The sequence below is a fragment of the Hydrogenobaculum sp. Y04AAS1 genome (assembly GCF_000020785.1).
Taxonomy (GTDB): domain Bacteria; phylum Aquificota; class Aquificia; order Aquificales; family Aquificaceae; genus Hydrogenobaculum.
The window spans coordinates 1,202,179-1,218,119 of sequence record NC_011126.1 but is presented as its reverse complement, the minus strand read 5'-3'; the positions used below and the strand labels follow the sequence as shown (position 1 = coordinate 1,218,119).

At 34.9% G+C, this 15,941-nt stretch carries 15 protein-coding genes; 11 read left to right on the top strand and 4 right to left on the bottom strand.

Annotation, left to right across the window (positions count from 1 at the left end):
• Positions 1-69 precede the first annotated feature (69 nt).
• The 7 genes from HY04AAS1_RS06590 (at position 70) to HY04AAS1_RS06560 (ending at position 10,091) form a co-directional block, all read left to right on the top strand.
• Positions 70-3,087: a ribonucleoside-diphosphate reductase subunit alpha gene (locus HY04AAS1_RS06590; protein ID WP_012514349.1), complete on the top strand. Its 3,018-nt coding sequence runs from the start codon at positions 70-72 to the stop codon at positions 3,085-3,087.
• Positions 3,088-3,222: 135 nt separating this feature from the next.
• Positions 3,223-5,124 (top strand): proton-conducting transporter membrane subunit, encoded by a 1,902-nt coding sequence (locus tag HY04AAS1_RS06585; RefSeq protein WP_012514348.1) that lies wholly within the window; start codon positions 3,223-3,225, stop codon positions 5,122-5,124.
• Positions 5,117-6,034 carry an NADH-quinone oxidoreductase subunit H gene (locus tag HY04AAS1_RS06580; protein ID WP_012514347.1) on the top strand — a complete coding sequence of 306 codons (918 nt, stop codon included), beginning with the start codon at positions 5,117-5,119 and terminating at the stop codon, positions 6,032-6,034. The genes HY04AAS1_RS06585 and HY04AAS1_RS06580 overlap by 8 nt, the downstream gene beginning before the upstream one ends.
• Before the next feature lie 9 nt (positions 6,035-6,043).
• Entirely contained in the window at positions 6,044-6,712 is a 669-nt protein-coding gene (locus HY04AAS1_RS06575) for a hydrogenase (RefSeq protein WP_012514346.1), read from the top strand.
• Positions 6,709-8,151: a hydrogenase 4 subunit F gene (locus HY04AAS1_RS06570; RefSeq protein WP_012514345.1), complete on the top strand. Its 1,443-nt coding sequence runs from the start codon at positions 6,709-6,711 to the stop codon at positions 8,149-8,151. Before HY04AAS1_RS06575 ends, HY04AAS1_RS06570 begins: the two co-directional genes overlap by 4 nt.
• Entirely contained in the window at positions 8,148-9,584 is a 1,437-nt protein-coding gene (locus tag HY04AAS1_RS06565; protein WP_012514344.1) for an NADH-quinone oxidoreductase subunit C, read from the top strand. Before HY04AAS1_RS06570 ends, HY04AAS1_RS06565 begins: the two co-directional genes overlap by 4 nt.
• A gap of 9 nt (positions 9,585-9,593) precedes the next feature.
• Entirely contained in the window at positions 9,594-10,091 is a 498-nt protein-coding gene (locus tag HY04AAS1_RS06560) for a hydrogenase (protein ID WP_012514343.1), read from the top strand.
• Between the two features lie 11 nt (positions 10,092-10,102).
• Here the strand turns inward: HY04AAS1_RS06560 and HY04AAS1_RS06555 are convergent, their stop codons facing one another.
• Both HY04AAS1_RS06555 and HY04AAS1_RS06550 read right to left on the bottom strand, forming a co-directional pair.
• Positions 10,103-10,879, bottom strand: a complete 777-nt coding sequence (locus HY04AAS1_RS06555) for a hypothetical protein (protein ID WP_012514342.1) — start codon at positions 10,877-10,879, stop codon at positions 10,103-10,105.
• A gap of 47 nt (positions 10,880-10,926) precedes the next feature.
• Positions 10,927-11,283, bottom strand: a complete 357-nt coding sequence (locus HY04AAS1_RS06550; RefSeq protein ID WP_012514341.1) for a hypothetical protein — start codon at positions 11,281-11,283, stop codon at positions 10,927-10,929.
• A gap of 175 nt (positions 11,284-11,458) precedes the next feature.
• Here HY04AAS1_RS06550 and HY04AAS1_RS06545 point away from each other — a divergent pair, with 175 nt between their 5' ends.
• The 4 genes from HY04AAS1_RS06545 to murI are packed head-to-tail and all read left to right on the top strand — an operon-like array spanning position 11,459 to position 13,856.
• Complete coding sequence (locus tag HY04AAS1_RS06545) at positions 11,459-12,646, top strand: type II toxin-antitoxin system HipA family toxin (RefSeq protein WP_012514340.1); 1,188 nt, start codon at positions 11,459-11,461, stop codon at positions 12,644-12,646.
• 10 nt (positions 12,647-12,656) lie between these two features.
• On the top strand, positions 12,657-12,917 hold the full coding sequence (locus HY04AAS1_RS06540) for a helix-turn-helix transcriptional regulator (protein ID WP_012514339.1): 261 nt from the start codon (positions 12,657-12,659) through the stop codon (positions 12,915-12,917).
• Between the two features lie 22 nt (positions 12,918-12,939).
• Positions 12,940-13,068 carry a hypothetical protein gene (locus HY04AAS1_RS08555; protein WP_012514338.1) on the top strand — a complete coding sequence of 43 codons (129 nt, stop codon included), beginning with the start codon at positions 12,940-12,942 and terminating at the stop codon, positions 13,066-13,068.
• 8 nt (positions 13,069-13,076) lie between these two features.
• On the top strand, positions 13,077-13,856 hold the full coding sequence (gene murI / locus HY04AAS1_RS06535) for a glutamate racemase (protein WP_012514337.1): 780 nt from the start codon (positions 13,077-13,079) through the stop codon (positions 13,854-13,856).
• Here the strand turns inward: murI and HY04AAS1_RS06530 are convergent.
• Both HY04AAS1_RS06530 and HY04AAS1_RS06525 read right to left on the bottom strand, forming a co-directional pair.
• Complete coding sequence (locus HY04AAS1_RS06530; protein ID WP_012514336.1) at positions 13,846-14,550, bottom strand: SDR family oxidoreductase; 705 nt, start codon at positions 14,548-14,550, stop codon at positions 13,846-13,848. The two genes, murI and HY04AAS1_RS06530, sit on opposite strands and share 11 nt — an antisense overlap.
• A 7-nt stretch (positions 14,551-14,557) precedes the next feature.
• Positions 14,558-15,853 carry an ATP-binding protein gene (locus tag HY04AAS1_RS06525; protein WP_012514335.1) on the bottom strand — a complete coding sequence of 432 codons (1,296 nt, stop codon included), beginning with the start codon at positions 15,851-15,853 and terminating at the stop codon, positions 14,558-14,560.
• Positions 15,854-15,941: the final 88 nt, after the last annotated feature.

Here is a 15,941-nt window from a genome sequence, read left to right as displayed (position 1 = left end):
GAATAATCTTAGGCTTTTAAAACAACAAATTTCTTTTATATTTAAATTAAAAGTTTAGGAGGTTAAACTATGGAAGTTATTAAACGTTCAGGCGCAAGAGAAAAGTTAGACCTTTTAAAGATAAGGACAGTCTTAGAAAATGCTTTATCTTTGCTAAAAGAGTGGAAAACTACAAAAGATATATCTGCCCAAGATATAGAAGAATGGACAATGGAGGATTTAAACGAAATAAACATAGACGAGATCATGGAAGATATAGAGATAAATATCTTTGATGGTATAGAAACCGCCGCCATATTCCAGCATATACTTCATTCTCTTCTCACAAGGGCCATAGATGACCCAATATACGACGCTATGGCAAGAAATGTGCTTTTACAAAGAATATACAAACAAGCTTTTGGCGGTATGTATTCACCTAAGAAAGCCTACAAAGAGCTTTTCATAGACTATATAGACAACGCTGTGGAGCTTGGGCTCTTGGATGAAAAGCTGGCTTCTTATTATGACCTTGAAATGCTTGCCCTTGAGCTGGTACCTAAAAGAGACCAACTTTTAAAGTTTAACGGTCTATATAATCTCATGGATAGATACCTTATAAAAGATTTGGATACCGGAAATATCTTAGAAGCTCCTCAATGGTTTTGGATGAGAGTGGCAATGGGCGTAGCTTTGGTGGAAAAAACTCCTGAAGATAGAAACCATTGGGCTATAGAGTTTTATCATATGATGTCAAGTATGGAGTTTATCCCCTCCACTCCAACGCTTTTTAATTCTGGCACAAGGTTTCCACAGCTTTCTTCTTGTTTTGTGGTTGATGAGGAAGACGATCTTTCTAAAATCTTTGAAACTGTAAAACAAGTAGGTATGTTAAACAAACACGCCGGAGGAGTTGGGCTACCAGCTACAAAACTAAGGGCAAAAGACTCAATAATAAGAAGCATTCAAGGAAAATCCTCAGGTATAATACCGTTTTTAAAGATAATAGATGAGACGATAACAGCGGTATCTCAAGGTGGAAGAAGAAGAGGCTCAGCACTGGCTTCACTGGAGCCATGGCATCTTGATGTATTTGATTTTGTGAGAACAAAAAGAAAATGGGGCGATGATTCTCAAAGGTTTAAGAACTTAAAAATTGCCCTCTTCTTAAACGATGAATTTATGAGAAGGGTCGAAGAAAATGGAGACTGGTATCTTTTTGACCCAGCTGATTGCCCAAAATTAGTTAGCACCTATGGTAAAAAGTTTTCTAGAGAATATTCAAAATGTATAAGAAAAGCTCTATCGGGAAAGATAAGGCATAAAAAAATAAAAGCGGTGGAGCTATTTAAAGAGGCTATAGAAAATACCATACAAACTGGAGAGCCTTGGTACACATTTAAAGATCCCATCAACATAAGACACCCAAACAAACATACTGGGACAATCCTTACCACAAACTTATGTACAGAGCAACTTTTGGTATCTACCTATGATTCTATAGAGTCTTGCAATTTAGGCTCTTTGGTATTGCCTAGAGCGTTGCTAACGCATTTCAGAGTTAATGAACATGCACAGCCACTCAATAGCTCTGAGAACGGCTCAAAGCACACTAAGTTTTTATCAAATAACACTTTTGACTGGGAAAAGTTTAAAGCGGTTATAAGAAAAGCGATAAGATTTTTAGACAACGTCATAGATGCCAACTATTATGCTTTAGAAGCTGTGGAAAAAGGCACAAAACAAAGCAGGAAAATAGGCCTTGGGTTTATGGGATATCAAGATATGATAGAAAAGCTAAAACTACCAGTAGATTCAAAAGAAGCTTTGAAGCTTTTAGATAAAATAGGAGAAACGATGTCTTACGTTGCTATAGAAACCTCTGTGGAGCTTGCCAAAGAAAGAGGCACTTATCCAAACTTTGATGGTTCGGACTGGTCAAAGGGGATCCTACCAATAGATACCCTAGAGCATCTTTTTAGAGAAAGATCTTTAACCAACGACAAGTATACCACGCCCTACAATGACATGGTTCAAAACTATGCGGATGAGAATAGAGCGGTGCAATCGCGTTTCGACGATAGGGAACATGCACAGCCACTCAATAGCTCAGAGAACGGCGCAAGGCACACTATAGATTATAAGAAGCTTGTTGATAAGTATGTAGGGCTACAAGTATACCACGATTCTGATGATATAGCGGAAGATGAAAGCAGAGCGATATCATCGCATTTCGACGCTAAAGAACAGGACAAGTCTACCACGGTCTCACAGACACTTCAAAGCTCAGAGAACGGCTTGGAGCACACTTTGCCAGCATTTAATTGGGAAGAACTAAGAGAAAAAGTAAAACAAGGTATAAGAAATGCCTGTCAGACAACGCTTGCGCCTACGGCCACAATTTCTATAATAGCCGGGACTTCTCAAAGCTTTGAGCCTTATTACGCTTTGGTATATTCAAGGACAAACATAGCTGGAAGATTTTTAGAAGTAAACGAAAACTTTATACGCGATCTAAAAAAACTAGGTCTTTGGGATAGACTAAGAGAAGATGTATTACTTCAACAAGGTTCTATACAGGACATAAAAGAAATACCTCAAGAGATAAAAGATATATACAAAACCGCCTACGAAATAGATACCGAAGTCTATATAAAACAAGCGGCTGTACTTCAAAAATGGATTGATTCTTCCATATCAAGAAACCTTTACTTTAACACCAGAGACCCACAAAAGATAATGGAAATATATCTAAAAGCTTGGAAATACGGACTAAAAGCCACATACTACGCCTTTATGCCAGCAAAGATAAAAACAGAAGGAAAATACGTGCATGAGGACATAAAAGAGCCGCAATCATCACAAGATAAAGAAGAAGATAAAGCTAGAGCGCTATCAGCGCATTTCAACTCTGAGGAACAGACAAAGGCACCCAAGAATTCAGAGACAAGGCACGCTGTTGAAAGCACCCAAGCTAAAACTGTTAGCAGTGCATCATCTTCGAAGCCAAAAAATGGTAACAAAGGCAAACTCGTTGAAAGCGATAATCTAATGCCTTTAGACGAGATAATGAAAGAAAAAGGCTATTGTGAAGAATGCGGTAACTGATAAAATACTTTTATGAAAAAACTTATAGCCATAATGGGCCTCGGTGTTTTGTTCTTGCTGAGGCTCATTTTTAAATTTGACAAGAGAAATAAAATATAACTTTTAATACTTAAATTATGGTATAATAATAATGTCGTGTTTTTTTATAAGAAAGTTAATAAGGATTTATGGAAGTTTTTGGAGGTAGGTTTTAGCCTTCTATATATTGGTATATTTTTGGGATGTATAGCGCTTTTTATAAAAGGTGATAACTATATAACCGTGGCATACTTGTGGGGCGTGGCAGACTTGTCAATACATTTAAACACAACCATAAAGCACATAACATACTCATTTTACGTAGATAGACTATCCTTATTTTTTATAGGTATTGTGGCTTTTAACGGCGCAATAAACAGCATATACACTTTAGATTACATAGAAGAAGAGAACTATGATAAAAAAATTTTAATGACAATGTTAAAAAACATTTTCATACTATCTATGATATTAGTCTTATTAAGTGCAAACGCTTTTACATTTTTATTGTTTTGGGAGGTTATGAGTATCCTCTCGTTTTTCTTGGTGCTTTGGGATTTTAAAAAAGAAGAAAACTACAAAGCATCTTTGATATACATAGTAATGACACACATAGGTACAGCTTTTATACTCCTTAGTTTTGTAGGATTTTATATAAATACAAACTCCTTGAGCTTTGATCATTGGCAAAACTTATCGCTAAACACCTTTTGGACCACATGGATATTTTTATTTTCAGTGCTTGGATTTGGTATGAAAGCAGGTATTATAGGGCTTCACAATTGGTTGCCAAAAGCCCATCCTGTGGCACCTTCTTTTGTATCAGCCCTTATGTCTGGGCTCATGATAAAAATGCCTGTTTATATGTTTATAAGGTATTGGTTTTATTTTATAAAACAATATCCGGCAAGTTTTGGGCTTTTAATACTAACGATTGGAACTATCACTATGCTATTTGGCATCCTAAACGCATCTGTCCAAAACCGCCTAAAAGCCATGCTCGCTTATTCTTCTATGGAAAATATAGGGATTATATACGTTGGTATAGGACTTGCTATGATTTTTAAAAGCCTAAATGTAGAATATTTATACGCTTTGGCTTTGGGGGCTTCGTTGTTTCATATATTAAATCACTCTTTATTCAAATCCCTTTTGTTTATGAGCGCAGGGTCTTTGATGGCAAGAGCCCATACCCAAGAGATAGCAAAGCTTGGCGGGGCCATAAAATACGCTCCTAAGCTTGGTACAATAACCCTTGTTGGGATGCTTAGCCTTGTCGCTTTGCCTCCTTTTAACGGTTTTATAAGCGAGTGGCTTCTTTATCAAAGCCTTCTTTTATCTTTGAAGGTAAAAGGATATTACCTTTGGATAGCATCGCCCTTATCCGCATCGTTTTTGGCACTTACAGGTGGTATAGCCATGCTTAGCGCCGTCAAATACTTTGGCCTGACGTTTTTAGGAAACCCAAGAAAAGATATAAAACGCAAAGAAGATATAAAAACCATGAGTCTAATATCCATGGGCATATTGGCATTGTCTTGCCTATTGGTGGGTGTTTTGCCGGTTTTTGTATTAGATGTGATAAACAACCTGATACCAGTACCTATACATGTAAATGGGATATTTGAAATTAAAACCCCGGAAAACTTTGGTTCTATAGCACCGTTTTTTATAGGTATATTGATGGTTTTCATGCTTTTAATAAGCATATATCTAAACAAATACATCTCAAAGCACTCTATTTATTACAAAACATGGGCCTGCGGACAAGAGGATGTGCCTCTATCAGCCCAGTATAGCCCAGAAGGGTTTTCTCAGCCTATAAAGAAAATCACTTCCAAACTATACAAAGATGGGTTAGATATTTTTGATGGTATTTATGGTTTTATTGCTAAAAGCCTATTAAACAAACTCCAAACATTAAAGTATAAAATCCAAACAGGTGTCATACATGTATACATACTCTATATGGCTATAACGCTAATAATCTTAATATGGGTAAGTAAGATATATGGGTAATATCTTTATAGGTATTTTACAGATTGTTATATTCATAGCGTTAGCTCCAGCTATAAAGGGTTTTATACATAAAATAAAATTAAACCTAAGAGGTCAAAAAGGACCATCTATTTTACAACCCTACAAAGACCTTATAAAGCTTTTTAGAAAAGAGCCAGTAATATCAAAAGACGCATCTTTTATATCAAAGATAGCTCCTATCGTAGTGCTTTTGGCTACAATCATAAGCGCATCTTTTATACCTATTTTTAGCCCAAATACGCTTTTGTCTTTTACAGGGGATGTTATAGCGTTTATGTACGTACTTGGTTTGTCTACGTTTTTTATAGCGCTTTACGGTTTAGACCAAGGGTCTTCTTTTGGAGGGCTTGGTTCTGCAAGGGAGATGACGATAGCTTCTTTGGCAGAGCCCACACTTATGATGATTATGTTTACATTTTCTTTGGAGTATGGCACATCAAATATAAGCGAGATATTTGTAAAAGCCCATAGTCATTCTTTTAATGTGCCCATAGCCTATGTGTTTAGTTTGTTGGCTTTGTTTTTTGTATCAATGGCAGAAAATGCAAGGATTCCTTTTGACAATCCCGAGACTCATTTGGAGCTTACAATGGTGCACGAAGCGATGATATTGGAAGCAAGTGGTAAATACTTGGCCATATTTGAACTTAGTTCTTATATGAAACTACTTTTGTTTATAAGCATAGCCAGCAATATCTTTTTACCGTTTTTATACTCTTCAAACATGCTTCTAAATATATTATTTTATATCATAAAAGTCATAATATTCTCTATCCCGATAGCCTTATTGGAGCTATCTGTGGCGAAATTTAGATTTTTTAGGATACCAGACCTTCTTATGATATCCTTTGCATTGGCAACACTGGGGTTTGTGCTTTACTATGCTTAAGGAGGGACTATGAATTTAAACATTAGTTTAAGCGAGTTCGTGGAGTTTATGGCAGCTTTGTCGTTGTTTTTTGCTATACTTCAAACTGCCAGTCATAGGCTTGATTTTGCCATAAAAACCTACACAGCCCAGTCAATAGCCCTTAGCATTACCATGTTTTTGAGCGTGTTTTATTATTTTGATTATGAACTTATACTATCGGCAGTTTTAACGCTTTTAATAAAAGGCATACTCATTCCATTTGTGATGAAAAAGATAACAGATAAAATAGTAGAAGACGAAAACGTAAAACCCTTTATAAACTTTACCTACTCTGTGCTTATATGCATATTTATAGTGATATTCTCTTTTTATATCACAAGCAACACATTTTACCATAGTACTGACAACGGCACTATGCAAAAAGTTTTAGCTATAGGACTATCCATTATCTTTGTTGGGATATTTCTTATGCTTGCCAGAAAAAAAGCCCTTATACAGATAATAGGATTTCTTACATTAGAAAACGGCATAATACTTGGGGCCACTTCAACGGTAAAAGGTTTGCCCCTCATAGTGGAAATAGGCGTGTTCTTCGATGTGTTTGTGGGTGCTATCATGGCAGGCATACTCATATTCCACATCAAAGACACACTTGAAAGCATAGACACTTCCAAATTGTCGGATTTGAAAGAATGATTACACTTCTTTTATTAACAGAGCTAATAGGAATAGTTGTTATACCGTTTTTGAATTTTAATAAAAATAAGTATATTCAAGTGTTCTTGCAGTTTATAAATGTGGTTGTATTTTTGTATCTTTTTAAAAGCCTAAAAACAAACGGCCCTTACTACGGGACATACTTCACCTTAGATAGTTTAAATATTGTACTAATAGGTATTGTAAGTGTCGTAGGGTTTTTAACATATTTATACAGTATTGGATATTTGGAAAAAGAGAAAAGTCTAAAAGAATCAAAAATAAAAGAGTTTTATCTTTGGATAAACACATTTATGTTTAGTATGCTTTTGTTGGTTAGCACAAGCAATTTGGGTATCATGTGGGTAAGCATAGAAGCCACTACGCTATCCACTACGTTTTTGATAAGCTTTTATAAAAATAAAACAGCTGTAGAAGCCTCTTGGAAGTATATAATGCTTTGTTCTCTTGGCATAGCCCTCGCTCTTTTTGGGATAATACTCATATACTTTGGGGTTATAAATATCATCGGTGGTGGGCTGTACTCTTTGGACTGGCAAAATATAATGCCTATAGCAGATAAGATAGACAAAAACCTTCTTAAGATAGCCTTTGTCTTCGTGTTGGTTGGTTTTGGGACAAAGATGGGTTTGGCACCCCTTCATTTTTGGCTACCGGATGCTCACTCCGAAGCTCCCACACCTATAAGTGCCTTGATGTCCTCGGTGCTTTTGAGCTGTTCTTTTTATACGATAATAAGGATATTTAGCATAGAATCAAAAGCCGGAATTGGAGCATTTACCTACGATACGATGCTTTACATAGGGCTTTTTAGTATTGTGCTTGCTTCTATATTTATACCCCGTTCAAGGGATTACAAAAGGCTCTTGGCTTACTCTACAATGGAGCATATGGGTATATTGGCTTTTAGCTTGGGGCTTGGGTCTTTTGAAGGTATATTTGCAAGTCTTCTGGGGCTTATAGCACACGCTTTAACAAAAGCCCTTATGTTTATGTCAAGCGGTTCTATATTGGTAAATCTTCATACTAAAAGCATCAAAGACATAAAAGGTTTATTTAAGATACTTCCTATAACAGCAACGTTTTTAGCCGTTGGGGTTTTTGCCATAACAGGAGCTCCGCCGTTTTTACTCTTTATCTCAGAGTTTCTTACGCTTATCTCGGCGTTTAAAGAAGGCTTTATATGGCAAGGGATAGTGGTGCTATTAGCCCTTTCTCTTATCTTTTTTGGTTTTATAGAAAGCTTTTTTGGTATGCTAACAAGAGAACCAACGTTTGAGCAGAAAAAAGAGCATATGTTTATGCTTATACCCATGGGGATACTTGTTATCTTGATTGTGGGTCTTGGGCTTTTCATACCAAACGATATAAAATCTTTATTGGAAAACGCCGTTTATACGATAGGGGTTAGAAGATGAAGCACTATATAGAATCTCTTTTACACTCTGACGATCATCAGTTTTTAGGGGTGTTTGTCAGCGATGATTTAGAAAAAGAAGGTGTATTTAAAATAAGATATTTATTTTGTGATATTAAAAGCAAAAAACTAAACACTGTAGAACTAAACGCAAAAGATACATTCCCTCACATGGATATACCTGTGCTTGATTGGTATGAAAGAGAAATCTATGATATGTTTGGTCTTATACCAGAAGGCCATCCAAATTTAAGACCCCTTATGCTTTTTCCAGAAAACTATCCAAAGGATTTTCACCCACTAAGAAAAGATGCAAATATGAATATAAAATACGAAGGGTATAAAACCTATCCTTACGAAGATTTTGACCCAGAAGGTTCTTTTAAGATACTTGTAGGACCAATACACGCTGGTATCATAGAACCGGGACATTTTAGATTTACCTTGATAGGAGAGCCCATACTAAAACTTGAAATAAGGCATTTTTACAAACACAAAGGCATAGAAAAGCTCTCAGAAGGCAAAACCCCAGAAGAGGGCCTAAAACTATCTGAAAGAATATCTGGTGATCACAGCGTGGCTCATTCTTTGGCTTTTGTAAAAGCAGTGGAAAAAATATACGATATAGATATACCGCCAAAAGCAAGATACATAAGGGCTATATTGTTAGAGCTTGAAAGGCTTATGTGCAATCTAAACGATTTTGCTTTTATATTTCAAGACGTAGGTTATTCTTTTGGAGCCCAAAAGGTGTTTGCTTTAAAAGAGATGCTGATGAGACTAAACGAAACACTTACAGGCAACAGATTTAACAGAAATATCATAAAAATAGGTGGAGTCTCAAAAGAACTTGATACAAACGCCATTAAAGAGGTTTTGGGGCTTTTAGAAAAAGAGTATTTAAAATATAAAAAACTATTTTTAAATTCATCAACGGTGTTAGAAAGAACAGATACCACAGGAAGGATATTTTATGAGACTGCTAAAAAACACGCAGCACTTGGTTATGTAGCAAAAGCAAGCAACATATTTTTTGACACAAGGGCTATTTTGGAAAAAGATCTTTACGGGTCTTTGGTAAAAGCCTTTAAACTGGAGAAAGGAGATGTAAGCGCCCGGGTGAAAGTGAGATTCAACGACATAGAAGAGAGTTCTAATATAATAAAAACCTTCATAGAAAATATGCCTTTGGGAGATATAGCAAAAAATATAGAACCAAAAGATGGAGAAGCCTTTGGATACGAAGAAGGTCAAAGGGGCAACATCACGCATTTTCTTAGGATAGAACAAGGTCTTATATCAAGATGGAAAATAAGAGACCCATCTTTTCACAACTGGCCCATCATTCAAAAAGCGGTGCTTGGGGATATTATAGCGGATTTTCCCCTTATAAACAAAAGCCTAAATTTATCTTACGCCGGGAACGATCTATGAGGTGGGATTATGCTTAATATACTTAAAAGCTTTTTAAAAGAAGGCATCAAAACAGAAGACATAACCCCTTACAACGAACAAAACATCGTCATCTATAAAAAACTTCCAAAACACTTAAAAGGTAGTCTAAACATAAGACATGTGGACTGTGGGTCTTGCAACGCCTGTGAGTATGAGCTTACAGCTTTATCAAACGTATTTTACGATATAGAGCGCTTTGGTATAAAATTTGTAGCCTCGCCAAAACACGTAGACGTTCTAACCATAACAGGTCCCATCACAAGAAACATGTACAAACCACTTTTAGATGCCATCCAAAACACCCCAAACCCAAAAGTTATAATAGCCATAGGCGATTGCTCCATAGACGGCGGTCTTTTCAAAGGCGCTTATGGAATAGTAGGCGGTCTAAAAGACATAAACATAGAACCTCACATCCTCATAAGGGGCTGTCCCCCACATCCAAGAGATATAATATCAGGTATATTGAAGGGATTTGAAGGGTAGGGGTTTTAATTTTACAAGCCTAACTTAGCTAATAATTCTTCTTTATTCCCTAAATATTCATTAACATAAAAATAATCTGGCTCTTGTTTAATCGCTCTTGTTCTAATCTCAAATTTAGGATTCTCTGGATTTTCTCTATCAAATAAAATTAAACCAATTCCAAATCTTAAACAAAGAGATTCTATGCGAGCAACATCCTTTTCAGCTTCTTTTGGGATAACCAAATAAACTTTATGAGAAAATAACTTATAAGCACAAGCCTGACCAAAAGCAGTCACCAGATTGTTCGTATCAGTTTTTATTTCTGCACTTACAATTTCAATCAATGGCTTAAAAACCTTTCTGTCTGGGAACTTATTAATCCCAAGCACATCCGGTGTACCCCATTTATCTCCAAATATATTTCCTCCTAAAGTTATAGCTTCACTGCACTCTTCTAAATTGTTTTTCAAATAATCAGCAAAAGATTGATAAAAATCTTTTTCGTAGTGTTTCTTTTCATTCTTTTCATTTGGTTTATCTTCTGGTTTATCTTCTGATGCTGATTCGTAAAATTTTCTCAGAATATAAAGACCTTTATCTGGTCTCACAACATCTTCAATTTCTCCTTTATCTATAGATTGTTTAAAGTCCCAGATTGATCCATGTATAGTATTAATAGGTATTTCTGGTAATTCTTTATGGATTTCTCTAACTAGATCAGCATAACGAATTCCATTTTTGTTCTTCTCTAAAATCTCATAAACTTTATCACGGATTTTATCTTTTTGTGTAATTTTTGATGACATTATTTAGTTGCCTCCTATTGCATAATTTGAATACATCTAAAAGGTCATCACCCGTCTTCTGGAGCTATGCCTATAATTAGCTCTAATGCCAACATACCTCTTATTGCCTTTTTGATTTGTTCATCTGATAGATGGTATTTGATTGGAGATTCATTAATTGCTCTTAAAATTCTTCTTATAATCTCTTCTTTAGAATTATAAGTTTGCTGATAAATTTCATCCTCAGAATATACTTCTTTTATGAGATTTATTAGTCTTTCTTTAAATTTTTGTTCTTTCTTATTTATAAGTCTTTGCGGATTGTATGAATTAGTATTTTTCGGTACGTTAGATAAATAACCAAAATTTGCTCTTGTTTTTAAGCTCTTGCTCTTTAAAGGTTGCTTAATGTTGATAGTTTTCACTTTTCATCACCTCTTATAAATATAGTATAAATGATTTTATACAACCCTGCATATTTTTTATCACAGTTAGATGCATAAGCCTCATTAAGAAATCTAACAAAATAGCATTCTACCCATGGCACATTTGTCAATTTAACTTGACATTTGATGGTAAAAATATATTTTGTAAAGTGAGATGGACATAAAAGTAATTTGCAATGGTAAACCAGTGGGAACGTTGTTTGAAGGGGATCAGTCTAAAGGTTTAAAAGAATACGTATTTGAGTATTTGGCTTTTAAAGAATCAGATATATACAGTCTTTACAATAGCATATCATTGTCTATGCCTTCTTCTCAGCGTATATATGTAAGCAAGTTGTATCTTCATCCATTTTTTGATAGTTTTTTGCCAGAAGGTTATTTGTTTGAGATTTTAAAAGATTTGATAAATAAAAGGGAAGGAAAAGTAGATGATTTTACTATGTTGGGTTATCTTGCACCGGGCATAGAAGGAAGGGTAAGCTTTGAGGGCGAATCTTTACCAGTACCCACAAACATAAGCCTTGAAGATATCATAGCAAACGATACATGGGATACTTTTAGAGAGCTTTTATACATGTTTCTTCAAAAAAATGCCATATCTGGGGTTCAACCAAAGACGATAGCGGTGATTAAAGATAAAACCAGTTTAGATTTTAAAGAGTTTATAGTAAAAACCTATGGGGATGAATATCCTAACCTTGTGGAAAACGAATACTTTTGTATGAAGGCAATAGAAAAAGCTGGTGTTAAAATACCAAAGATCTACATGTCAGAAAACAAAAGATTTTTGGTGATTGAAAAATTTATTTACGACGAAAAGGGGTATTTGGGCTTTGAAGAAGTGGGCTCAATCTTAGGAAGAAGAAGATACGACAAATACGAAGGCAGCTATGAGCAAATAGCCAAAGCAATAAAAAAACTCTCCACAGACACGCTAAAAGATCTTGAAACATATTATAAGATGATGGTTTTAAACTTTCTTATTAAAAACGGTGATGCACACAACAAAAATTTTGGATTTCTTTATAAGTCAGATATGTCTTATATTTGGCTTGCCCCAGCTTACGATATAGTATGCACAACTGTTTATATAAAAGACGATAAACCAGCTCTATTTTTAGGAGGGACAAAAAGATGGGTAAGTAAAAAGGAATTGGTAGAATTTGGATTAAAGTATTGCGCTTTAGAAGAAAAAACCGCAATAGAGATATTTAACAATTGCCAACAAGCGTTAGTAGAAAGCATTGATGATATTAAAAGCTATATAAAACAAAATAAAAACTTCCAAGAAATTGGAAACAGGATCATAAAAGAATGGGAACTTTCTTTAAATCAAACATAAGGAGTTTTTAATGGATTATGAAAGATTAGGAAAGTTTTTAAAGAAAAAAAGAAAAGAAAAAGGATGGACTCAAGACGAGATCGCCAAAAGGGTAGGACTAAGCAGGCAAACCATCAGCAAAATAGAAAACGGAGTAATGGCAAGGGTCAGCCTAATTCATATGGAAGCTCTTTTAAGACTTATAGGCTACGATATGTGCATAATCCCCCACAATCCCTTCAGCAAAGAAGAGCCCTTTATGTGTAAAGAAGACTTAGAATGGGAAGAGTAAGAAAATGTATTATAATTTTTAAATGGAAGAAAAACAAGTATCAGGCTTGTGGGCATCAACAACTAAGGATGTTCATAGGATTGAAGATATTTGGATGGCTCCAGCTTCTATTAGCGTAAAAATTATAACACATCATAAAAACCCTTTATAATACTTAAGATGAAAATAGGGATGTTTGATTCGGGCGTAGGTGGGCTTACTGTTTTAAAATCTGTGAGAAAAGTCTACGATAAAGTAGATATTGTATATCTTGGGGATACGGCGAGGGTGCCCTATGGTATAAAATCAAAAGAGACTATCATCACCTATGCAAAAGAAAGTGCAAACTTTTTGATAAATCAAAACGTAGATGTGATACTTATAGCCTGCAACAGTGTTAGTGCCAACGCCATGGAAGCGCTTCAAGAGATGTTTGATATACCTATAGTGGGGGTTATAGAAGCTGGAGTTGAGGCTGCTCTTAAAAGCTCAAAAACAAAGCATGTAGGTATTATAGGCACTAGCGCCACCATAAACAGCAACAAATATCAAGAACGTTTAGAGGCTTTTAATATAAAAACCTATGCAAAAGCATGCCCTCTTTTTGTGCCCATAGTAGAAGAAAAACTCATAAACACAGACATATCAAAAAAAGCGGTGGAGTTTTATCTAAAAGAGTTTAAAGATTTAAAAGATATAGATACCCTCATTCTTGGATGTACCCATTACCCACTTTTAGAAGAGGATATAAAAGCGTTTTTACCGCATATAAATTTGGTTAGCTCCTCAGACGCTATAATATCTTATATAAACAATATCGTTAAAAACGAAGGAAATGCTACTACAGAGCTTTATTTTACAGATATATCACAAAACACATCAGAGCTTGTGGAGTATATAATGGGACAAAAATACGATTTAAAATATGTAAATGTAGAGAGTTTAGCGCTCAACTGCTAACACCCTTTATATGCCTTCCGCCGTCTATTGGAAGTATAGCACCTGTTATAGAAGTAGTTTCTAAGAAAAGCTTTAAAACGCTATATATATCATGAAGACTTACTTCCTTCTTTAAAGGTGTGTTTGTTATAACCTTTTGCCATTCTTCATCTTCCATATCATCTGGTTTTAACACAGGTCCCAAAGCCAAAGCATTCACCAAAACATGAGGGGCAAACTCTTTGGCAAGCGTAAGAACAGCCCCGTGAAGCCCAGCTTTTGCCACAAAATAAGGAGCATAGTCTTTATAAGGAGTATGCATTATAGCCCAGTCCCCAAAACCCACGATCCTACCTTTTATATGGCCTTCATTTTTCATCATCAGCTTAAAAGCCTCTATACCAATATTTAAAAAAGCCTCTACTATGATAGCGTTGTAATACCTATACTCTTCTATGCTAAAATTGTTTATAGGTACCTTGTAATAAGGTGATGCCATATGCACAAAAGCCTCTATTTTGCCAAACTTTTCAAATACAATATTTGCTATTCCAGAAGAATCTTTAGATAAATCTCTTTTTATACAAAAAATACCATCTATCTCATCGCAAGGGTTTTTGCTGTTGTAAACAACAGCCACATCTTTCCCCTCTTCCAAGAGCCTCTTTGCCACATAAAAACCTATCCTTCTTGCCCCAGTGATTATAATAGCCATACAAGTATTATAATTGAAAAAGAAGATAGTAATAAGCTGGTAATATTTTTATATCTATCCCATTTATACTTATCTCGTCTTTTTCATCAAAGGTGAGTATGATACCCTCTTTTGAACCCAAATGCTTAGAAGCTTCTAAGATGCCTTCTATCTCCCTTTGCTTGGTTTGAGAGGAGCTCATTTCGTAAGTTATCTGTATTGGTATAAAGTGGTTGTGATCGTAGGCTATTATATCGCATTCTTTTTTTTCTTTAAAAAAGAAAATATCGTAGCCTTTTGTTAGTAGTTCTTTTACCATGGCATTTTCTAAAAGTATGCCCATATTTTCTTTGAAAGAAAAACTAAGAGCGTTTAAAAGACCGTTGTCTATCAAATAAGCTTTTTTCTGGAGTTCAGATTTTAAGATAGATTTGTTGTATTTTTTTACAACAAAAAGAAAGTATATATCCTGAAGCATCTCAAGATATTCATACAAACTATCTTTGGCTATCTTATGAGCTTGGGACTTTAATTCGCTGTATATATTGTTTATAGACAACATACTTCCGATGTTTTCCACCACTCTTTTTATAAAGTACTTCAATGCGATGTGGTTTTTTATTTTGTATCTTTCCACCAAATCCCTATAAAACATCACTTCAAAGTAATTTTGTAAAGTTTTTAGTTTTAGGCTTTTATCATCAAAAAAAACCACCTCCGGGAAAGCCCCGTAGTTAAGATAATCTAAAAACGCCTTTTTTAAAATGGCTCTTCTTTCTATATTGTAAAAATCTATTTCTTCAAAATAAAAGCCCTTAAACTTTAAAAACTCTTGAAAGCTAAGCGGAAACACCTCATATGTCAAAGTCCTACCCCTTAGAGCCGTGGCTATTTCTTTTGATAAAAGCTTTGAATTTGAACCGGTGATGTATATATTTTTTGTATATTTATCGTAAATCCTTCTTACAAAGGTTTCCCAGCCTTCTACGTTTTGAATCTCATCAAAAAATATGTATACATCGTTTAAGGGTATATCAGGATATAGTTCTTTGTAAGCCTCAATTAGTAAACCAAGCTCATCTGATGAGATATCAAGCCTTTCATCTTCAAAGTTTACATACAAAATCCTTTCTATAGGTACACTATCAAGGAGCTTTTTTATGGTTTGAAACATAACGTAAGTTTTGCCGCTTCTTCTTGGGCCTATCAAAGATATTATCTTGTTGGTGTTTAAAGGGAGCTCTATATTTCTATTTAAAAGCTTAGGAAGTGTCCCTTGATGGAACTCAACTATAACTTGCTTAAATACATCTTTCCTTTTCATAAGGAAATTTTAACATAATTATTTCCTTTTTAGAAGGAAAGAATAAACTCAGCTCAAAAACCATATCTATAATCATAGTATTTTATTT